We start from the raw sequence: 21,665 nt of genomic DNA, 5'->3' as shown, positions 1-21,665 counted from the left end.
ATTAAGGATAGCCAAGTGCCTAATAAGCAGATACAAAATAAAATAGAATACTTAGGTTTCAGGATAGCTATTGCGGGGCTAAAACTTCTTCCAGCGAAAGCGGCAAAGTCAGTGCTCAAAGGTCTCTTCTGGTTTGGTGGTTGGGTGATTGGCATCCGTAAATATGTTGCCTTAAAACAGCTTAGCAAGGTTTATCCGGATAAAAGCAAAAAGGAAAAGGCAGAAATTGTTAAAAAATTATATCGGAATATGGCGTTAACCGTTTATGAAAGTTATCTGATGGATGACGACACGCTATATAAAAACATCCGAATTCAAGGCAAAGAATATATTGACAATGCATTATCTCTAAATAGGGGTGTGATTTTTGCCACAGCGCATTATGGAAACTGGGAAGCAGCAAGAATTTTGCCTAAAGCAGGAATTCCCATCAGCGGAATAGCCAAACCCCAACGCAATACCCTATTTGATAATTACACCAATGCCATCCGCGAGCGTTGCGGAATGCGAATTATCAATATGAAACGCGGTTTGCGAGACATTATTCACGAATTTAAGGAAAATAGGATAGTTGCGATTCTTATTGACCAAAATGCGGGTAGTTCAGGATTGGTAATGGATTTTTTAGGTTTTCCTGCTTCACATTGGAAAGGAGTAGCCAAACTTTCTTTGCGTTACAAGATTCCTATAGTTCCCAGTTTTGCACGCAGAGCGGAAGATGACAGAATTCAATTTGAGTTCTTTCCTCCGATTTTGCATGAAGAACTGGAAGATACGGAAGAGAATTATAAAATTGTTCTGGAAGAGGTGGATAAAATATTGGAAAATCAAATTCACAAACATCCGGAACAGTGGTTTTGGGTTCACTTGAGATGGAAACATTCCTACAATATGCTTGCCTGAAAATACATCGTAAAACCAATAAATCAGGCAATGGAGCTTTAATATGTTTATAGACCATCGTTATGAAGTTTTAGAACGCTTGGGTTCAGGAACTTGGGCTAATGTGTTTAAAGTTCGTGATATTCGCACTGACAAGCTTTTTACGCTAAAGCTGTTTCAGTATGTTTCTTCCGAGGAATTATATTCTCGTTTCAGTGCTGAAGATATGCATCGCATTACTCAACTTGAGCATCCCAATCTGAATCGGGTAGTGGATTTTGGTCATATAGCCGACCATATTTATTTTATCAGTGAACATTTTGACGGCAAACCACTTTCTCGTTTCAAATTCAGCAAATCCAGGATAAATCTGATTTACGATATAGCCGTTCAAATTTCTTATGCTTTGAATGCACTTCATACCCAGAACATTTTACATAAAGACCTCAAATTGGAAAATGTTCTATACCGTCTGGAAGGCAATTCCATTGTTGTAAAACTGATTGACTATGGTTTCTCTAAAATTGATACTCCCAAAGATTCACAAGCCGTTTCCGGTTCATTACCTTATCTGGCGCCGGAAGTTTACTTGGGAAAGCCCCCCAGCAAAGCCAGTGATTTCTATGCGTTGGGGGTTATTTTATACAAACTTACTACAGGCAGTTTTCCTTTCAGTGTAGACCAAATAAATGCGTTAATTACAGGTGGCAATCAATATTTCATTCCCAATTTTCCCAGCGAGCTGAACAAGGATATTCCCTTACCTCTGGAAAAGTTTATTTTGCGGTTACTTGACCGAAATCCCGATAACCGTTTTACTAACAGTGAAGAAATAGTAGATTATATAAACCGCATTCAACCGGTGCAATATCCTTTTTCCGTCTCCTGGTCTCTAATCAATACTTTGCGTTTCAATAGTTATCTGGTGCGGGAAAAATATGCACATCAACTGTTGGATTATATTCCCGCCGTAGAAAATGGCAACGGTAAAATTATATCCGTTATGGGTGGAGATGGTTTGGGGAAGGACAGTATTATGTCCCTTTTCCGTTATCACTTGCTCAGCGGGAAATACTTTATTTTTGATTACACCTGCTCCAAAACAGACCACGAGGCATTTTTTGCTCTCATCAAGGAATTCGTTCAATCTCTAAGTGCCGATGAAATTCAAGAATATACAGGTTTACAAATGATTTCCGAGAAATTCCGTCGCTACCTATTTGAATCGGAACAGGAAGCAAAAACAATCAGCCAAACCACTAGTGAATTAAAATTAGATTTTGAATCCGTTAAAAGTTTACTGATTGAACTTTCCAGCAACAAACCCATCATCTTTATTATTCGCAATTTCCAATATGTGCATCATAATTCTATAGATTTCCTTAATTTTATGTCCTCTTACATCGTTAAACATCGCATTTTAATTGCCATAACCTGTAACGATTACAATAAAATCGACCAGATTGAACATACTGTTATGCTGCATATTCCTAACTTGAATTTGGAAGAAACCAAAAACTATATCAATCGTTTATTGGCAAATATCACTCCTGTGAGTAATCAGAATGGCGTTCCTAAGGCTTTTATAGAGGAAATATACAAACGTTCAGCCGGAAATCCCCAATTTATAGTAGAAATTTTAATTGACCTGACCCAGCGGAAAAAACTCTATTATAATAAAGAATTGCATTATCCCTTAGACCTTAGTAATTATCATTTGCCAACTCGGCTGTTACATTCTATTTTTTCACGCCTAAGTCACTTAAGAGATGTTAACTATTTACATTTGCAGAAATTAAGCGTAGTTCAAACCCCCTTAACCCGTGAATTGATGCTTTACATCCTGAAAATAAAGGATGCAGAATTATATTCTCTGCTCAATGATAGCATTTACAACGAAATTTTAAGAAAACACCGGAAATATTATTACTTCACTTTTATTGAAGCAAAACAGCGACTTTTCGGCGAATGCAACGAGAGAAGGCAAATTCTCGTTTCTCAGCGTGTTTTAAAATTTTACGCCAACGAAACGGTTTTGGATTTTGAAACTTGTAAGGGTTTGATTGCTAATGCTTTTCTGGCAAATGATTATAACTGTGCCCGTTTCTACTATCTGAAATATTATGAGATGCTGAATCAGGAAAATGAACAAGAACAAGCATTTGAAGCCATTCTTAATGTTTTGAATCTGGATTTTAATCCAGCTCTGCAAGTTCCTCTCAAAAATATTATTGCTGATATCGCTATTTTTCAGGAAAAAATGGAAATGACCGGTTTCTTTGAGCGTGCCGGTTTCATCATGCAGAGAATATCCGAACTCCCTGATTTCTTTGAAAAACATTACCTTTTAGGAACGGTTGATTTCCTTGCTGAAAACCTGCGTCAGGCATTAAAATATTTCCAGACAGCCGAAAAATATGTGCTCACGGGAAAACATCAACTACTTGTTTGGTTGGCTTATGCTCAAATTTATACCAAGTTTGACTCCTCCAAAATGAAACTCTATATAGATAAAGCCCTGAAACAAAAGATGACTTTGGAATTGCAAATTGCTTTTGTTGACCGTTTGGCAGTATATTATTCTCTCAATAAGGACTTTGATACGGCAATAAAGACCATAGAGAGCTTTCTGGAAAAGCTTCCCACCGAGAATAATACCAATGTTATGATTCGCTTAGCTGCTATGCATAATGACTTAGGGGTATTCTACAGCGCTCAGAAAAAGATTGAAGAAGCGGATGAACATCTCTTTACAGCTTTGAATATCTGGAACAGATATAATATAAAACGCTATTTGGGTTTGATTTACAATAATCTTTCCGACTTATATCTGAAACAGGGATTAACTGTCATTGCCGAACATTATTCCGAACTGGCTTATCAATATTCCGATGACCTCAATTTGACAATGTCCAAAGCATTGGCTTTATTAAATCAGGGTGAAGCAAAAATCAAAATGGGCGATTTTTCTACTGCTGAACAGAAACTTCTAAAATGCCAGGAATTAGTCCTTTCCAAAGGCAGTGACAATTATCTCCAGTCAGTAAAACGCAATCTTGCCTTAGCTAAAAGCAAAATTAAGGGTTTTGGGCATTATTACACCTTTATTTTGGAAAACGAACCGGAACTGCTTAATGGCCAGATTAAGGAAATGAGTCCTCTGGTAAAGACCTATTTTTATTATCTTCACGAAACAGGTAATGCTAAAAAACTGAGAAGATTACTAACCAAAAATGTTCACATCAATTACAAGCATATCCACGAAGAAGAATTCTATCATAACGCTCTGGCTTTAACTGCTATGGTGGAAAAGGACTATGAAAGAGCTTTGAATGAACTGAAAATTGCTCTGCGTCATGCCGGAGAAATAAATAATAACTATGCTATCGCAGTTTTCTATGTTTTACAAATCCGTTGTTATTACGGCTTAAAAGATGTAGAACGTGCCCGCGAGCTAATTGAAATTGCTCTGCCTGTCATCAAAAATAATCAATATCGCTATTGGCAATGCGAACTGGAAGTTTTGACTTTAAAGCTTGACCTTTTAAGTCCCGATATTCCCCTCAGAGCAATTTTAAGGCAGGTAAATGAATACCTTATTGCCTGGCAGGAATATGAATATTATCAGCTGAATGTGGAACTCTACCAAATTAAAATACAGATATTTACGGAATTAAAACAGGAAGAATTGGCACAGGCGGAATTTGAAAATTACAAAGCATATTTGGAAAATATCACCGAAAACATCAGTCCTGATGACAGACAGAACTACTTAACCATAAACCTCTATTTCTTGAAAAATCTGAAAAACTTTAACCTTTTACCTGTCGTTTCCCGCAGTCGGGATTTAGTTAAACAATGGAATGATATGCTTTATAACATTACTAATATCCATAATATAGAGAGAATAAAATTCTTAATTGAAAAAGGGCTTATTCAGGTTTTGGCGCCCTGGCAATTCTGGCTGATGCAATATTCCGAAAAGGTTTCATCTTACACCTGTTTTCAAAATTACAATACGGGAAAAGACAATTTAATCAACACCCAGCTTATGCCTTTCATTGAAAGAGCATATAAAACCGATAACCTGGTCGTTCTGGAACAAAATAATCGTCATCTGATGATTGTTCCCTTTCAGATTGGCTCTAAAAAAATAGGTTTCTTGCTCGTTTCCGATAAAGGTGAAATGCCTTTTACCAAACAGGAAATCTATCTTATGCGTTCCACAAAACAGCATCTCTCTGCTCTGCTGGTTAGAATTGAGGACTTCAGTCAGATTACTCAGCGCATAGAAAAAATGAATCAGCTGATGGCAATTACTCACGAATTGATGAGAATTGTGAATCTGAACGAACTGGAACCCGCCATCGTTTCTGCTTGTATTGACTTTACCAATAGCACGAGGGGTTTTCTCATCAAACGCGATAGCGACGGAGCAATTATCTATAAGGTTCAGCTCAATGCCGCCAAACAAATTTTGCCAACAGTTTCTGGTGTCAGCAAAACCGTTTTAAGCTTATCCCAAAACACCCAGGAGATTGTTTCCACCTACAATGCAGTGGAAGATAACCGTTTCAAAAGTGCCATCAGCGTTCAGGATTATGTTTTGCACAGCATTTTTTGCGCTCCTCTTGTTGTAGATAACAATGTTTATGGCTATATTTATTTGGATAACCTGAATGATAATACTAGGGAAATGTATTTGAACACAGAGTTAATTAAGCTCCTTCTGGAACAGATTACCATCGCTTTAAAAAATGCTATGCTCTATGAAAATCTGCTCCAAAAGAACAATGAACTGAATACTTTTGAAACGCTGAAAGATGAATTTATGGCTATCGTTTCTCACGAACTGAATACTCCGCTCACTACTTTGCAGGGTTATGTTACCCGTCTCAAACGCAATCTCTTTGCCGATGAGGAAGAAAAAAGGGATATCATTAATAAAATTGAAAATTCCGTAAAAAAGCTTATCCTTACTATCAATGATATAACTACTTTAAATACTTATAACTTAACCAAATCACTGCCCCTTACCGATATCTCGGTTCAGGAAATTCTGGAAATCGTTCACCAGGAAGTCCAAATCCTTTCCCGAAATCGTAGAATGTTCATCAAATTGGAAATAGAGAAGGACTTACCCTCCGTAAAAGCCAACTGGGAAGCCCTTCATTTGATGATTTACAACCTCGTATTGAATGCTATCCGTTTTACCAACGATTTTGGCACCGTTATTATAGGAGCTCGCAAATCCGCTTTCCAAAGTGAAAAAATAGACGGAAAAGAAGCGTTGGTTCTATATGTTCAAGATAACGGCATCGGAATTCCTGAATATCAACTCCAGAATGTATTTCGCACATTCTACGAACTAAACGAAATCTATGCTCACAAATCCGGAATTATAGAATATCGCAGTAGCGGACTTGGTTTGGGACTTTCCACCTCCAAACGCATCGCAGAACTTCACGGCGGCAAAATTTGGATTAAAAGTAAAGAAAATGAAGGAACTACCGTGTTTGTTTCCATTCCCTTAAAACAAAATAAATAGGTGAGATTAAAAGTTTATGAAATACTTTCTTTTTACTCTGCTTACCTTAACCCTTACCTGCTTCTGTTTTGCAGAATTCATTGTGCCCCAAAATAATGCGCCATTGATGGCTGCAACTAATAGCGAGAATTATGCTTACCGCTATATTGTAGAACTATACAATGTAGGTGACACTCTGAATTTGACCAAAGAAATTACTCAATTTAAAGCTACCTATCCCGAATCCGTATATCTACCTTACATCAAGTTTATTGAAGGCAATCTGGCTATGGAAGCAAATGCCTTTTCCCAAGCGATTGATATTTATAATTCATTGTTGGAAATAAATCTCAGCCAGAATGTACGAAGTGAAATTTTCCTGAATTATGCTTATTGTCTTACTCAACTAAAGCAGTATGATTCTGCACTAAAGCTTCTTCAGCGTCTGGAAACCGAAACTGGAAACCCTACTTACTTGGAACTGGCAAACAGTTTGCGAGGGGATATTTACTTTCAGCTCGGTCAATATTATTCAGCGGAAAAGGCATACTTGAGAGCCGTGAAAGCATTTCCCGATAATGAAGCTCTTCTCTTTTCCCTGTTTTCCACTTTCCTTGCTTTGGGAAAAGATGATCAGGCATTTAACTTGCTTAAAAATCAATCACCTAAAGATACATACTTTATAAATTACATTCAATACTTGTTGGAATATCTTTTAGAAAATGAATATTATAATGATTTTGACAACTTTGTAGAGTCCTATAAATTGGACGAGATTGCCTTCGTTCCAGAAATAGTGGATATCAGAATCCGTCGCGCATTACGCACATCCGATTTTGACCAAATCTCCCGTTTGCTTGATGGTTTAAATAATAATACTCCTCAATTTAATTATTACCGCGCTCTGGTTTTAATTAGGGATGGTAAAGAAAGCCAGGCAGATTCGCTTTTGGCTGAATTAGTAAATTCTACCCAACCGGAAATTGCTGTTCCTGCTTATCTGGAACGCTTAAAATTATTGTTCAAGAAAAATCCGCAGAATGCCATTGAACAATTGCAGACCTATTTAAAACAAACCCCTAATGAGCTGATGAAAGCTGAACTTTATTATACTTTGGGCTATTTTTACTTTCAACAGAAAAATTATACCGAAGCAATAAGGCAGTTAGGACAAGCCAGAAATTACGAAACAAGCAGGGAATTGAATAGCAGGATTGATTTCCTCATTGCTGAAGCATTTTATTTCGCTGGCAATAGTAACTTGGCAAAAGATGCCTTCAATCGTTATCTCAGTCGCTATCCATCGGGAAACAAAGCAGATAAGGCATATTTCTATCTCGGTTATCTCAGTTTTCAGGAAAAGGATTATACTGAAGCTAAAAATAACTTTCAGGAGCTTATCAATCTCTATCCGGAGTCGTTTTATTGCAATGAAGCGTTATATTATCTGGCGGAAATGGATTTTTATTTGGCAAACTACAATCTGGCTCTGAAAAAATATCTTTATTTATATGAAAAGAATCCGGAAAATGAAGTGATTGCCTTACGCATTGCTCAAATTTATTTCTATATAGGCGATTATGACCAAAGCGAGAACTTTTTGCAAAACCTTGTTCCCAACTACGATATTTGCCTTTTGAAAGGCAATATTATGCTGGCAAAAAAGAATTATTCTCCTGCTTTAGAACAGTTTCTTCTTGCAGAGGGCTTTGCTACTGATAATGTGCGTAAAATTGAGGCACAGAGTTACAGAGCTCTCTGTTTATATCAAATGAAACGCTTTAAAGATGCCTCAACCTTATACCTGAAACTTTCCCGGGAGAAAGAAAGTCCTGATACCTATCTTTTCCTTGCTGCCAAATCCGCTTATGCTGCCAGGGACTATCACCTGGCTTTGGAACTATACAACAATTTTATAGATAAATATCCCGAGTCCTCTCATTTTCTGGAAGCGCTTACCGATATTGCCAATACCTATTATAATATGGGCAATTATGAACGAGCGGTAGACGACTGGATAAATATTTTAACCCGTTTCCGTAATACTACAAAGTTTACTGAAAATCAGCTGGCTACAATTCACGATGCTTTAGTTGGCTTGGAGCTGGCTTTGAAACGGGTGAATAACAAAGACGAACTGTTAAATGATCTTCTCGTTCTACCTGATACTTTCTTCAGCGAATATATCAAATTTGAACTCAATTATATCCTAATGAAGGTTTATGCTGATGAATTAAAATGGGCAGACCTCATTGCTACGGCTGAAAAAATCAGAACGGAATTTCCCGAACAAAAGCACGAAGACATTGAATTGCTTATGGCTACGGCGCTTATTGAGCTGAATCAATATGCTGAAGCGGATACCCTGCTTGCGGACTTGTATGCTCAAAGCAAAAATAACGAAGCACTACTGAAATGGGCAGAATTGGAATATATTACCGGTAACTATGATTCCGCTTTGGAAAAATACCAGCTTGCCTATAAAAACAATCCCGATGGCGCTATCTGGGTTAAGCTTCTGGAATGTTCCGAAGCCAATAACTATAAGGATTTTGACAAGCTTTGGTCTTTGGGCTCAAATTATCTTAAGAATCATCCCGAAGTAAATGTTATCCGTATGCGTCAGCTCTATAATGCACAGCGCTTTGAAGAAGCAGAAGCCCTCATTGAATTTATCATCAATAACAGTTTGTCCACTTTAGACCATTGTAATGCCTTTCTGGTAATGGGAATGATTGATTATCATCGGCATTCCTATCCTTCAGCTATCGCAACCTTGAAAAAGGTGATTTTACTTTTCCCTGAATATAAGGAAATTCGCAGTAAAGCAATTTATTATTCCGTCTTGTCTTTGCTGGAATCCGGTGCAAACACCGAAGCGGAGGCATTATTTTTCAAATATAGAGAGGAACTTGATGAGGCAGCAAAAATGGAACTGACGGATGTTTTTTTGGAGGTAAATCAATGAAACGCACTTTGTTAATTCTTACCCTCGTTTTAACCCTAACACTATTGTTTTCTCAAACCCAGGAACTTCCCGATTTAACAGTTAGTGGAGAAAGTTCCTTCAAACCTTTTCTCTATAAACGCTCTTTGCTCTTTTCACCGGAGCTCAATATGGGAGACAGTTTACCTGCTTTCGTTCCTCCGGGAGTTCCTTTACAGGAAAAACCCAAGCCGATTCCCGCTATGCAACATCGCAGTTATCTGCAGTTTGAAGGAAATATGGATTTCGGACTTAATAGTTTTATCAGCTATTATCCCGATAGCTTTATTCTGAATGCATTAACTTACACTCTGGATATGCGTTCTCCAATTTCCGAAATGCTTTCCGTTCATAACAACCTGTTTCTGGGAACCGAGCTCTCTTCCCATTTTCCGCTTTCTTTCCGTTTTCAGAATGTTTCCTCGCAAGCGGATGATTTTGATAATACCGTTTTGGATTTTAATTTTAGTCATCACAGACCCGACTTGACTATTGGAAATGTTTCTTTCAAGGATATTTCCGCTCAATTGGGCTACAATTATATCTACCAAAAAAACCTCAATAAGCCCTACAAATGTAACTACCTGAATGTATACCTCGCTTCCTGCCTGGAAGAGGAAATCCTGAATTGGAAAACCAAATTTATGGTAAAATCCGGTGATTTTGGAATTCAAATTGCCCCTGTCTATAATGGTGATATTATGGACATTTCTAAACCTGGAATTCATTTACTTGTTGATGCTTACACTATTGTTCCTTCCCTGGAATTTCTCTATCGTTATCCCATAACCGGCTGGGGTGTTTTAAGTTTATCCAATGTGCCTCTTTTGGAAGGAAACGACTATCTTTCCTTTCTGGAGGCAACACCCTGGATTTCTTTCAGCGATGCTCATAAACTGAAAAAGACACCGCTGAACTTTAGTGCAGGTCTTGAATATCTCTATCCTCAAAAAATAAATTTCTCCTTAGGCAGATTGAATATCAACAATAACCTGCGCTACGAAATAGATAGCCCTGTTTTAATAAGCACCGATAATTATCGCATTCCCACTCTTCGTTATACCGATGTCTTCTCCAATTTAACTACTGTTGAAGCATTTTTCAAAATGGACAAACTCAATATGCATCAGGGTTTGGAACTGGAACTTGCCTACTTAACCGAAAGCGACTATACGAGAGCGCCCTATCGTCCACTCCTTAATCTGGACTCGCGGTTTGCCTATGGCTATGGCAACTGGTATTTTAATCTGGATATTTTACAGCACTATTTTACTAAAGACCATCGTGGACACAACCTCCCCGAAGCCATAATCCTCAATTTAGGTGCTGAATACCATAAGGATAATTCCGCTGCCTATGCTCAGCTTGCCAATCTATTCAACCGAAAAGAATGGGTCTTTTCCGAACAGCCAGGGAAAGGACGTAATCTCTATATCGGCTTGAAACACCGGTTTTAAGATTGGACAAGGATTATTTCCTGCAGATTTAAATAACTGGTCTTTAATGAACAGGTCTATGAAGATTTTACGGATTTGGAATGAAGAATGAATTTAACAAGGAAACTTGGTAGATTTATGGTTGAGAAGGTTGAGAGGGTTGAGAAAGTTTAAAGGGTTGAGAGGGTTGAGAAAGTTTAGAGGGTTGAGATACCCTTTGCTCTCTGCCCTTTGCCAAAAAGCCCGTCAGGGCGACACAAGGATAGCGATGGTGGCGTAAGCCCCTCGTCAGATTCACGATTATTCAGCAAAGAAAATTTTGACTCACAATTTTCACCCGCCTTCCAGAAAACCACAATTTACTAACTATCTCACTTACAACTTCATTTTAACTGGTTTCCAAATTGAAAAATTGTGAATTAAAATAGAACACTTTTTTCCGCTCTTTTTTCCTTTTCTTTAAAGTTATATAGATCAATAAGATCCCATATCTTTCCCATATCGCGATATGGGAACGATATGGGAATCATATCGGAAGGATATGAGTGTTGGCTAAGTGCGAAAAGTTATCTTTATAGGTTTCTATATAGTTAGTTCTGATCTTCTGCAGAAATGGTTTGGAAGATAACCTCAAATTCCTTTTCGGGAGCAAAATCGTAAAATTCCCAGATATAATTCCTTCCCTCTTGTTTCTGCACAGGGAAAGGAAGAGAGCGTATTTGCACATTTATGCCCGGATGCAAAGTATATTTGGCGTAAGGTAAGGGTCTACCCCAGGAATTTGTAGTCGTGATAATATATTTAGCATAATTGCTTTTAAGGGTTTGAGTATAATCAAGGTGCAAAGAACAAAAAGAAAGAGCGGGCAGAGAAAGGAAAAAAGTGAAACCGTTCTTTGCTTGATTTAGCATAGTTACTTCCGCTTCATTGCTATCCTGAATGGCTATGGCTTTTATTTTAGGCGGTAGGCATAAACTATCACTGGGAACAGGAAAAAAGATCAGTTTGTGCGTGGAAAGCGAATCGTAATTGGCAAAATGAAATAGACCGTCTATTTCCCATAAATCATTTTCCAGATAGAAATTAAGCTCTTCCGCTTCAAAAGTGAGAGCGGAAAGCATCATAATTTCAGCTAATAACAGCAGGAGAAAAGCGTATTTCACTTAAGTATAATAAGTTTAGCTGTCCCCAATGCCTTACCTTGATTTGTAAGACGCACAAAATAAATACCACTGGAAAGCTTTGGCAGCTGCCATTCAATTTCATTTTGGTCATAAACTTTTTCCGCAAGATGGCGTCCTTTCAAATCGTATAAAACAAGTTCTGCCTTGCCTGTAAGCTTGGTATCATAAGAAATTCGGATACTTTCGTTCCAATGAGGATTTAATACGGAAGGATATAGATGGAGTTTTCCTGCAGGAATAGAAACGATATTTTCTTCCACACTAACAGGCAATTGCACAGAAAAGGGAATAAGAGCTCCTGGTTCAGCAAAAAACTGAGTATTAAAAGCTATTTCATTGGTAATAGGATTAGTTACCCAAATCTGCGTTTTCATTGGATAAAGCTCCCCGGTAGCAATCCCTGCACTATTAGTAATCGCTGGATTTATAAAAATACCTCCGGCGGATTGACTATTATAAACTGAAACTCCAGCAACAGGTAAACCGCTTAAATCGGTGCATTCAATCCTATAGGTGAACCTGGCAGAACAATAATTCGGTCCGCAAACAGCCGCGGAAACATCTTTTGCCCAACCATAAACATTGTCACCAATAAGATTGGAATAAAGTAGTTGTACCGCACATTGAGTTCCATTTAGGGGACTTGCATCCTTTCATTAGAATTTTTGTTCATTTCTTTCTCCTTAATATTAGTCCGCTATTTTCAGGACACCTCACAACTTACATTCCCTTTGCCCTCTACTCTTCTTGCTTCCTTATTTATATTGACAGAATTCTGTAATTACCAGAAAAGGATACATAAAACAAAAGTGAAGGACTAAAATGCACTTACGGCAAGCTAAGGTGATAAAGAGTATCTTAAATGCCCTTTTTGGCGATTACAACGGAATTCAGGTTTTCGTTGCCCCCATAACTCTTTTGTATTGGATAGATAGTGGCAGTTTGCTATCTTCCGCTACCAGTTTGCTTAGTTTTCGGATGCATTATTTGCCCTTGCTTGCCTTTTTAATTATCTTTGTGTTCAGCGTTTTTATGCTGATAAAAATCAAGTTACTATACAACTGCAATAATAGCGAATATTTGGATATGGTAATTCAATTTAATGTTAGCGTGATGGCTTTGGTGTTAATCGGCTTAATAATTTATGCTATTTCCAGTTTTCTGGCGTATTTTTACGGTATAAAGGGTACTGTAAAATCGGGTCTGCTTTTATTATTCAAACTCTATACTATGTTTCTTATCCTTTACCATTATTTATTTAATGTGGTTTTAACTCCCTATTATCAAAGGCAGTATGGTCATCCTCGAGCTTTGAAAGCGTTTCTTTCTTGGGCACGGAACAATAAATTCCTTCTTTTCCGCTATATTTTACTTACTTTGCTAGTCGTTTTCTTTGCTGTGCGTTTCTATCAGTTAATCCTGCGTTTTGCTCTGATGCCGTTAATCAGTTTTATTGACAAATATACCGGCATATCTATTAAATTCAAGCTTTATCCCTTTGTTATGATAGAAGATATCTTTGTGAATGTGTTAGTGCTTACCGGTGCATTTATGGTATCCAATCTATTTTTCTTTCCCCTTATCTGGGTATTAAAATATTTAGTTAATCGTTTCATACCTTTCAAAAATCTATTAAGGACAAGCTATGCCCAAAGTGCGTAAAAAGAAACTGCGTAAGGTTAAGCGTCGGAGAAAAGGTGGTAATCCTGGAATTTTTATTCTAACAGGATTCATTTGCTGTATCTTGATATGGCTAATCATAAAAGAGCCCGCGGATAAGAATTCCGAGCTCGCTAAAGCCGAAACGGTTTCTAAAAACAGCGAACTACCGGTTAAACCAAAGAAAAAAACCAAAAAAGAAGTGAAGGCAATTTCTCCAAGCGCAACAAAGATATTACCCAAGGATAAAAAAGCCCAGGAAACAACTATAGACAATACAAAAAACACTCCAGAATCGGTAATTACCACAACCATTGAAAAACTTGGCATCCCCAAGTCCTATTTCCACAAACGCAATACGGAAAACTTAACTATATTCAATGTGCCCATTGATAAATCGGAAATGGACCTCGTTTATGCTAATATGATTTTCAAAGGTGAACTGGAACGCAATGGAGCTAAATTTATAAAGGGAACGGACTCAGCAGGTAAACAAAAATTGCTCTTCAGTTTTCCCGATACCGCCAAACAATATGAGATAAATATCTTTTATGATAATAATCTTTATCGGAACAAACAGAAAAAACGCACTATTACCATCGTTGTAGATGACTTCGGAACAATTGGTGGTGATTTGCTTACCGGTTTTCTGGCTCTGGATAAGGAGGTCTGCTTTTCCATCTTTCCCGAAGAAGAATATAGCGTGCAAACAATGAAACTGGCAAAGGAGCAAGGACGCTTAACTCTTATTCATATTCCTATGGAGCCCATTGGCTATCCAGAAGTAAATCCGGGAAAGAATCCTATCTTGGTTCAATATGATGAGCGGCAGATTGAAAAAATAATGACCCGCTTTATTGAGCAACTGCCTTATTGTGTAGGAGCGAACAATCATATGGGCAGTTTGGCAACAACGGATGAAGAGGTGATGAATTCTGTAATGGCTATTTTGAAAAAACACAATAAATTTTTTCTGGACAGTCGTACCACCAATGTTTCCGTTGCTTATTCGGTTGCTCAAAAAAATCATTTGAAATCATATCGCAATGACCTTTTTCTGGATTCTCCCAATATCAGTCAATCCACTATGGATGCCAAACTAAACCAGATAATAGAGCTTTCCAATCGTAATCAAAATGTGATTGCCATTACCCATTGTCATAATTACGATAAACTTGATTACTTAAAACGCTTTATCAACCGTCTGAAAGCTGCAGGTTTCACTTTGATTCCCCTTACCGATATAGATAAATATAATGTCCCTGAAATACTTTAGAGGTTAATTTATGAGCTTAATTCAGGTAATCCTGATGGGTATATTACAAGGATTAACGGAATTTATTCCGGTTAGCAGCTCAGGCCATTTGGTCTTAGCACAGCATTTTTTTGGTATTGGTGACAATGAAAACATTGTTTTTGAACTCTTTATGCACTTGGGAACGCTGCTTGCCGTTTTGGTCTTTTTTCGTAAAACTCTCTGGGAGCTTATTAAGTCGCTTTTTTCCTGGGGAAATACTGTTAATCGGGAACAGCATCGTAAAAATCGCACTCTAGTTTATTATCTGATTATTTCCACTTTGGCAACGGGAGTGATATATATCCTGTTTGGAGATTTTATGGAAGCTGTTTTTAATATGCCGATGTTGGTAGCTATCTTTTTGCTTGTTACTGGAGTTATTGTTTTTGTTTCCGATTATTTCAAGGATAAAGGTATTCCTGCTTGCAATATTGGCTTTCTGCAAGCTGTTTTAATCGGTATAGGACAGGGAGTTGCCATTTTACCCGGGATTTCCCGTTCTGGAACAACGATTGCCTGCTCTTTGGCTACCGGAATGAAGCGCAAGGATGCGGCTCAATATTCTTTTTTATTAAGCATTCCGGCAATTTTGGCAGGAAATCTTTCCCAATATAAAGCATTTGCTAATTTGAAGCCGCAATTGCTGATAAACTATTTAGCTGGCTTTGTCTGTTCCTTTCTTGTCGGTTATCTGGTTATTGCCTTTTTAATCCGTTTAATTGAAGTCAGTCGTTTGAAATACTTTGCTGTTTACTGTTGGCTAATTGGCTTGCTCTCTATTGTTTTAATTATCTTGGGTTTTTAATGGAAACAAGTATATTTGCCCTTGATTTTACAGCTGATAAAGTGCGTTTAGGTTCTTCCTATTTGCTTATTGGAACAGATTCCTATCTGGTGGATAGAGTTTTGGATTCCATCAGAGCCAAACTGAAAAAAAAGGAAAAGGTGGATACTTTTATTATCTATGGTGATGAAGTGAAAAGTCCTGAACTGGCAGACCTTCTGGATACTTATTCCATTTTTTCCGCTGCCAAGCTTATTATCATTAAAAATGCAGAATCACTTAAAACCAAAGAACTGAGTACCTTAGCCGATTATTTTTCTTCGCCTTCGGAAATCCAAAGTTTAGCTATTGTAACCGAAAAAGCGGATGCTCGCCACGAAAACTGGAAGAAAATTAAGGCAGGAACTAAATTAATAACTTGTGACCCACCACCTTACGGAGGCGCTATTCGTACCTGGTTGGATAAAGCATTGAAGGATATTAATAAAAAAATGACCGATAAGGCAATTGAAGAATTTCTCAACCGCATTGAACTTGATTATTATAATGCCGCTAACGAACTTACCAAATTGGATTTGCTTACCCGTGACCGAACAACAATTACCGAGGAAGATATTATGCAAAGCCTGGGAACTACACGCAGCGGGACTTTGATTGATTTTTATCGTGCTCTGGGAAGAAAACAGGCAAAACAGGCAATAGAAGCAATGGAAAAGATGCTTTTTGCCGATTGGAAACCCTTGCAAATCCTTTTTCAGCTTACGCGTTTCTATTTCAATATCTGGAAAATATTACTCCTGAAAAAAGCTCATATTACCGATAATGAAATCGTAAGCAAGTATATTACAGATTTCCATCCTAATCAGCGAAGAGAATTTCTGGATTTATCCCGTTATTATAATATTAATGCGCTGGAGAAAATTTTTGCCCTCTTGCTGGAAACAGACCAACAGTTTAAATTAACCGTTGCCGAGCCGCAAATTCTGCTATGCAATTGTTTGCTTAAAATTCTGGATGCCTAATGCGCAAAACAGGTATCTTACTGCATATCAGTTCACTGCCTTCCGATTTCGGGATTGGCGATTTCGGACCTGAAGCCGTCCGTTTTGCCGAATATCTGAAAGCAGAGGGGTATACTTACTGGCAGATATTACCTATAAATCATTGCGGTTATGGCAATTCACCCTATAATCCGCTTTCCGCTTTTGCTTTAAATCCTTATTTTATCAGTCCGGAATTGCTCTATAAACAGGGCTATATCAATCAGCTGATGCTGGAAGCGGTAAAAATTCCCCGCAGTAATGTTACTCGCTATGAACAGGTCTCTACCTTGAAGGATAAAATGCTCGCTCAGGCAACTGCCAACTGGATGCTTGCCAATAGGACTGACGATTATATTGAAGAAAATGCTCCGTTCCTGAAACCATACTTAACCTTTCTTTCCTTAAGCAAGTTATATGACGATACCTGCTGGTATAACTGGAACGAAGAACATCGTCACTACAGTGAAAAGCTCTATCAAAAAGTCCGTTTGATGAATAGTTCTTATTTCAATCTGCGTGCCGCTACTCAAGCAATGCTGGAAGAACAATTATCCTGGTTCAAAGAACGCTTACAAGAATTGGGCATAATTTTAATAGGGGATTTGCCTCTTTATCTTGCTTACGATAGCGCTGAGGTTTGGGCTCACCCAGAATACTTTGACTTGGATGAACAAGGCAGGCGTTTACACTTTGCCGGAGTTCCACCTGATGCTTTTGCGGAAAAAGGTCAGCTCTGGGGAAATCCTTTATACCGATGGGATGTATTGAAACAGGATGGATTTCGGCTTTTTATGGAGAGAATCAAACAAGCACTTGGCTATCTGGATATTTTACGCTTAGACCACTTTATCGGCTATGTGAATTTCTGGCAGGTAGAGCCCGAGCTGGACGCTAATGGTAAACCAGTTTTGCCTAAAGACGCTATCAAGGGTTCCTGGGTGCGTGCCTTACCTGAAGATTTCTTTTCCGCTCTGTTACAACGGTTTAGCATAGAGTGTTTTATTGCCGAAGACCTGGGTATTCTCAATGATGATGTTTGCCGTATCCGTGAGCAATATGGTTTTCCGGGGATGATTGTTTTACAGTTCTGCTTTGAAGAAGGCGTCCCCGATGTGAAAAAATACCCTCCGGAGCGTTGGCTTTATACCGGAACTCACGATAATCAAACCCTACGTGGCTGGTTTGAATCACTTTCTCCCAATTCTCCGTCCTATAAACACTTACGGGAATATTGCGCACTACATCAGTTTACCGATTGTCAGGCACATTTGAATGCCGAAAACATTCATCTCATTATGCGCAATATTGCTCTCTCTTCCAGTTGCCAACAGGTTATTTTCCCTTATCAAGATATATTGGGACTGGGAGATGAGGCAAGAATGAATATTCCAGGAACCGCTTTGGGGAATTGGCAGTGGCGTCTGGAAAATCTAAATTTCTAAAATAAATAAAATAAAAAGGAGATAAAATGCCAAAACTTATGCTGTTGGGTGACGAAGCCCTTGCCCAGGGAGCACTGGATGCCGGAATATCAGGTTTTTACGGCTATCCGGGAACTCCCTCCACCGAAATCATTGAATACGCTCAAAGGTCTAAACAGGCAGAGGAAAACAATGTTCACCGCACCTGGAGTTCCAATGAAAAGACCGCACTGGAAACAGCTTTGGGAATGAGCGCTTCCGGCAAAAGAGCAATGGTAACGATGAAACATGTAGGGTTGAATGTGGCAGCCGATCCTTTAATGAATTCGGCTATTACAGGAGCCAGCGGTGGTTTAATTATTGCCGTTGCGGATGACCCTTCAATGCACAGCTCGCAGAATGAACAGGATAGTCGTTATTATGGACATTTTGCGATGATTCCCGTTTTGGAGCCAAGCAATCAACAGGAATGTTATGATATGGCTTTTTATGGCTTTGAGCTCTCGGAAAAATATCATATCCCGATACTATTACGCTTAACCACGCGTTTGGCGCATTCCCGTTCCGGGGTTACCAGACGCAATCCTTTACCGCAAAAGGAATTGAAAAAGCCGGAAGATATTTTTCAATTTATGCTTCTTCCTGCCATTGCCAGGAAAAAGTATCAACATCATCTTTCCCTGCAAAAGGACTTTCTGGCAGAATCCGAAAATTCCCCGTATAATGTATATACGGCAGAAAGGAAAAATACTAAGTTAGGTATTATCACTACCGGCTTAGCTTATAACTATCTGCGGGAAGCATATCACGGTGAAGAAATTCCATATCCCGTGCTAAAGATATGCCAGTATCCTTTGCCCGAAAAACAAATCCGTCAACTCTATGAGACCTGTGACGAATTGCTGGTTATAGAAGAAGGTATGCCCTTCGTGGAAGAACAGCTTAAAGGGCTTGCTTTTCCCGGATTGAAACCTGTTCATGGACGTCTTGATGGCTATCTACCTCGTGCCGGAGAGCTTAATCCTAATCTTGTAGCTAAAGCTCTTTCCTTACCTGATACAATAGGTAGACCTGTTCCCGATATTGTAGTTGGCAGGCCTCCCGCTTTATGCGTTGGTTGCCCTCATTCCGATACTTTTTTGTCCCTGAATGAAGTGATGGCAGAATATGGAAGAGGCAATGTTTTCAGCGATATCGGCTGTTATACTTTGGGCTTTATGCCACCGTATAATTCCATCAATTCTTGCGTGGATATGGGTGCTTCTATTACAATGGCAAAAGGAGCTTCCGATAGTGGACTTTTTCCTGCCGTTGCCGTTATTGGTGATAGCACTTTTTGTCATTCAGGTATTACGGGGCTGTTGGATTGCATTTACGATAAAGCAAATGTGATGATAATCATTCTGGATAATGCCACAACTGCAATGACAGGTGGGCAGAACTATACTGGTTATGGCAAATTGGAAGATATTTGTCTGGGATTGGGAGTGGAAAAAGAACATATCCGTGTGTTTGTTCCCCTCAAGAAAAATTATCCCGAAATGATCCAAATTTATAAAGAAGAACTGGCTTATAATGGCGTTTCTGTTGTTATTGCCCGTCGGGAATGTATTCAGACCCTAAAGAAAAAGAACAAAATGGAGATACAAGAATGAAAAAGGATATAATACTTGCCGGAGTAGGAGGACAGGGCATTTTAACCATTGCTACTATCCTCGGAACCACAGCAATCAAACGCGGGATGAATTTGAAACAAGCAGAAGTGCATGGAATGAGTCAGCGTGGGGGAGATGTCCAATCCCATTTGCGCCTATCCGATGAAACTATTTGGAGCGATTTAATACCCTTTGGCTCTGCCGATATGATTTTAAGCGTTGAACCGCTGGAGGCATTACGCTATCTGCCCTATCTAAAAGATGACGGCTGGATTATTACCAATTCCACACCTTTTAAAAATATCCCTAATTATCCGCCGGAAGAGGAAATCTACAAAGAAATAAAAAAAATACCCAACTATGTTCTACTGGATGCAGATACTAAAGCTAAAGAACAAAATGCCAGCAGAAGTATGAATATAGTAGTTTTAGGCGCTGCCATTAAACATCTGGGCTTTACAAAGGAAGAAATTGAAGAGGCAATTAAAACTATCTTTGCACCTAAAGGAGAAGCAATTGTAGAGGCAAACCTGCGAGCTCTGCAAGCCGGGATGGAAGGATAACCCTCTCGTAAAATATTAATTACATTATTAAAGAACCGATTATTTTATTCCCTGCTTATAACTCATCATCAACCCAACCTTCAGGATGGGTTGATGATGAGATACCCCTAAGGAAGAAGTTATTATATCGAAAATGTACTTATTTTGCTAAAAATGATCTAGATTCCTGTTTGTACAGGAATGGCAATGGTCTTTTTCATTCAAGAAATGATGTAAATCGTGAAATCGGTGTCCTTACAGAAAACAATATATCAATTATAAATATAATTGGTATAATTGGCATCATCTGTGTTAAACCAGGCGTCACGAGTCCTCATTGCTAAATAAGTTTGAGGACAGGGCAGAATTTATTTCAGCGATGCCGACTCCTGACTTACAGAGAGCAAAGGATTTTTTAGCCACTTTTTAGGAGGGGCTTATGCACCCATCGCTGTAATTGTGTCGCCCTTTGAGCTTTTGGCTGAGGGCAGAGAGCTAAGAGCATAGAGCATCTCAACTCTCTCAAAACCTCACTATCTTGCCATTAAATTTTTGGCTTGACTATATATACTGTTTGACCGTAATGGGTCAGTTGTTCAGTTTCAAAGCTGTAACCTACAGGAAGACAATAAAATATAAGGAAGGAGAATGAGTGCTGCTCAGAACAAAAAAAAGTTGATATTGGATATAGCTACCCAGCTATTTACCCGTTTCGGCTTTGCTAAGACCTCGTTGGATGAAATTGCTGCTGCAGCTCAGATAGCTAAGGGAACGGTATATTATTACTTTCCCAGCAAGGAAGACCTCTTTATTGCTTCGGTGGAAGCCAAAACAAGAGAGTATTTCAAAATGTTGAGGCAGCATATCAATGCTACGATGGGTTTTGAAGAGAAGCTGACGGAATTTTTAAGCTTTCCCATCAAACTGATTTACGAAAATATGCCCATCCTGATTGAGTGTTTAATTAATATACCGCAAAGTTATCAGGAACAGTTGATTCAGTTCCGGGTTAAAAGCAGGGAAGTGATGATGCAAATTCTTTCTGAAATAATCCAGCTTGGAAAACAGGAGGATTTAATTGATGAGCGCTTTCCGGAAGACCGTCTTTGCGAGATAATTATGGATTGGTTTATGATAGGTGAACCGAGTTTGAAAATAGTAGATGTTCCCCGCTTACTGACAATGATTGAGCGGGATAGTGATTTTATTATTAAGATGCTACTTTATGGAATTGTTAAACGAGGATAAA

At 38.5% G+C, this 21,665-nt stretch carries 14 protein-coding genes; 12 read left to right on the top strand and 2 right to left on the bottom strand.

The genetic code is table 11. The features are described 5' to 3' along the window. Positions 1 to 15: 15 nt before the first annotated feature. From CLOAM_RS04985 to CLOAM_RS04970, 4 genes are read left to right on the top strand one after another with little or no spacing between them, the layout of a single operon-like run. Positions 16 to 903, top strand: a complete 888-nt coding sequence (locus CLOAM_RS04985; RefSeq protein ID WP_044278952.1) for a lysophospholipid acyltransferase family protein — start codon at positions 16 to 18, stop codon at positions 901 to 903. 43 nt (positions 904 to 946) lie between these two features. Next, on the top strand, positions 947 to 6,430 hold the full coding sequence (locus CLOAM_RS04980; protein ID WP_015424778.1) for a protein kinase domain-containing protein: 5,484 nt from the start codon (positions 947 to 949) through the stop codon (positions 6,428 to 6,430). Between the two features lie 16 nt (positions 6,431 to 6,446). Next, complete coding sequence (locus tag CLOAM_RS04975) at positions 6,447 to 9,377, top strand: tetratricopeptide repeat protein (protein ID WP_015424777.1); 2,931 nt, start codon at positions 6,447 to 6,449, stop codon at positions 9,375 to 9,377. Next, on the top strand, positions 9,374 to 10,852 hold the full coding sequence (locus tag CLOAM_RS04970; protein ID WP_015424776.1) for a hypothetical protein: 1,479 nt from the start codon (positions 9,374 to 9,376) through the stop codon (positions 10,850 to 10,852). Before CLOAM_RS04975 ends, CLOAM_RS04970 begins: the two co-directional genes overlap by 4 nt. Before the next feature lie 569 nt (positions 10,853 to 11,421). On the opposite strand, the gene CLOAM_RS04965 is transcribed toward CLOAM_RS04970, so the two are convergent. Both CLOAM_RS04965 and CLOAM_RS09960 read right to left on the bottom strand, forming a co-directional pair. After that, positions 11,422 to 11,994 (bottom strand): hypothetical protein, encoded by a 573-nt coding sequence (locus tag CLOAM_RS04965; RefSeq protein ID WP_015424775.1) that lies wholly within the window; start codon positions 11,992 to 11,994, stop codon positions 11,422 to 11,424. After that, entirely contained in the window at positions 11,991 to 12,389 is a 399-nt protein-coding gene (locus CLOAM_RS09960) for a T9SS type A sorting domain-containing protein (protein WP_015424774.1), read from the bottom strand. Before CLOAM_RS09960 ends, CLOAM_RS04965 begins: the two co-directional genes overlap by 4 nt. Positions 12,390 to 12,837: 448 nt before the next feature. Here CLOAM_RS09960 and CLOAM_RS04955 point away from each other — a divergent pair, with 448 nt between their 5' ends. The 8 genes from CLOAM_RS04955 to CLOAM_RS04920 all read left to right on the top strand — a co-directional run bounded on the left by CLOAM_RS04955 (position 12,838) and on the right by CLOAM_RS04920 (position 21,664). Beyond that, positions 12,838 to 13,677, top strand: coding sequence for a hypothetical protein (locus tag CLOAM_RS04955; RefSeq protein WP_015424773.1), 840 nt, complete (start codon positions 12,838 to 12,840; stop codon positions 13,675 to 13,677). Next, positions 13,661 to 14,950 carry a divergent polysaccharide deacetylase family protein gene (locus CLOAM_RS09045; RefSeq protein ID WP_052293578.1) on the top strand — a complete coding sequence of 430 codons (1,290 nt, stop codon included), beginning with the start codon at positions 13,661 to 13,663 and terminating at the stop codon, positions 14,948 to 14,950. Before CLOAM_RS04955 ends, CLOAM_RS09045 begins: the two co-directional genes overlap by 17 nt. Positions 14,951 to 14,960: 10 nt before the next feature. Next, the gene (locus tag CLOAM_RS04945) at positions 14,961 to 15,776 is read left to right on the top strand and encodes an undecaprenyl-diphosphate phosphatase (protein WP_015424771.1); all 816 of its coding nucleotides are present in this window, start codon (positions 14,961 to 14,963) and stop codon (positions 15,774 to 15,776) included. After that, complete coding sequence (gene holA / locus CLOAM_RS04940; RefSeq protein WP_044278951.1) at positions 15,776 to 16,777, top strand: DNA polymerase III subunit delta; 1,002 nt, start codon at positions 15,776 to 15,778, stop codon at positions 16,775 to 16,777. Before CLOAM_RS04945 ends, holA begins: the two co-directional genes overlap by 1 nt. Beyond that, positions 16,777 to 18,240 (top strand): 4-alpha-glucanotransferase, encoded by a 1,464-nt coding sequence (gene malQ, locus CLOAM_RS04935; protein ID WP_015424769.1) that lies wholly within the window; start codon positions 16,777 to 16,779, stop codon positions 18,238 to 18,240. The genes holA and malQ overlap by 1 nt, the downstream gene beginning before the upstream one ends. Positions 18,241 to 18,266: 26 nt before the next feature. After that, positions 18,267 to 19,874 (top strand): thiamine pyrophosphate-dependent enzyme, encoded by a 1,608-nt coding sequence (locus CLOAM_RS04930; RefSeq protein ID WP_015424768.1) that lies wholly within the window; start codon positions 18,267 to 18,269, stop codon positions 19,872 to 19,874. Further along, on the top strand, positions 19,871 to 20,437 hold the full coding sequence (locus tag CLOAM_RS04925; RefSeq protein ID WP_044278950.1) for an indolepyruvate oxidoreductase subunit beta: 567 nt from the start codon (positions 19,871 to 19,873) through the stop codon (positions 20,435 to 20,437). The genes CLOAM_RS04930 and CLOAM_RS04925 overlap by 4 nt, the downstream gene beginning before the upstream one ends. Before the next feature lie 627 nt (positions 20,438 to 21,064). Beyond that, a complete protein-coding gene (locus CLOAM_RS04920; RefSeq protein WP_015424765.1) occupies positions 21,065 to 21,664 on the top strand; it encodes a TetR/AcrR family transcriptional regulator in 600 nt (199 codons plus the stop codon). Position 21,665: the final 1 nt, after the last annotated feature.

This window comes from Candidatus Cloacimonas acidaminovorans str. Evry (assembly GCF_000146065.2).
In the GTDB taxonomy this organism is placed as follows: domain Bacteria; phylum Cloacimonadota; class Cloacimonadia; order Cloacimonadales; family Cloacimonadaceae; genus Cloacimonas; species Cloacimonas acidaminivorans.
Note: the sequence above shows the minus strand (reverse complement) of the source record. Positions and strands in the feature narration are given on the sequence as shown.

What these genes read in the sequence shown, in the direction of transcription:
- CLOAM_RS04945 (WP_015424771.1), top strand. Translation starts at nt 14,961, where the DNA reads ATGAGCTTAATTCAGGTAATCCTGATGGGTATATTACAAGGATTAACG.
- CLOAM_RS04920 (WP_015424765.1), top strand. Translation starts at nt 21,065, where the DNA reads ATGAGTGCTGCTCAGAACAAAAAAAAGTTGATATTGGATATAGCTACC.
- CLOAM_RS04970 (WP_015424776.1), top strand. Translation starts at nt 9,374, where the DNA reads ATGAAACGCACTTTGTTAATTCTTACCCTCGTTTTAACCCTAACACTA.
- holA (WP_044278951.1), top strand. Translation starts at nt 15,776, where the DNA reads ATGGAAACAAGTATATTTGCCCTTGATTTTACAGCTGATAAAGTGCGT.
- CLOAM_RS09960 (WP_015424774.1), bottom strand. Translation starts at nt 12,389, where the DNA reads ATGAAAACGCAGATTTGGGTAACTAATCCTATTACCAATGAAATAGCT.
- CLOAM_RS04955 (WP_015424773.1), top strand. Translation starts at nt 12,838, where the DNA reads ATGCACTTACGGCAAGCTAAGGTGATAAAGAGTATCTTAAATGCCCTT.
- CLOAM_RS04925 (WP_044278950.1), top strand. Translation starts at nt 19,871, where the DNA reads ATGAAAAAGGATATAATACTTGCCGGAGTAGGAGGACAGGGCATTTTA.
- CLOAM_RS04980 (WP_015424778.1), top strand. Translation starts at nt 947, where the DNA reads ATGTTTATAGACCATCGTTATGAAGTTTTAGAACGCTTGGGTTCAGGA.
- CLOAM_RS09045 (WP_052293578.1), top strand. Translation starts at nt 13,661, where the DNA reads ATGCCCAAAGTGCGTAAAAAGAAACTGCGTAAGGTTAAGCGTCGGAGA.
- CLOAM_RS04975 (WP_015424777.1), top strand. Translation starts at nt 6,447, where the DNA reads ATGAAATACTTTCTTTTTACTCTGCTTACCTTAACCCTTACCTGCTTC.
- malQ (WP_015424769.1), top strand. Translation starts at nt 16,777, where the DNA reads ATGCGCAAAACAGGTATCTTACTGCATATCAGTTCACTGCCTTCCGAT.
- CLOAM_RS04930 (WP_015424768.1), top strand. Translation starts at nt 18,267, where the DNA reads ATGCCAAAACTTATGCTGTTGGGTGACGAAGCCCTTGCCCAGGGAGCA.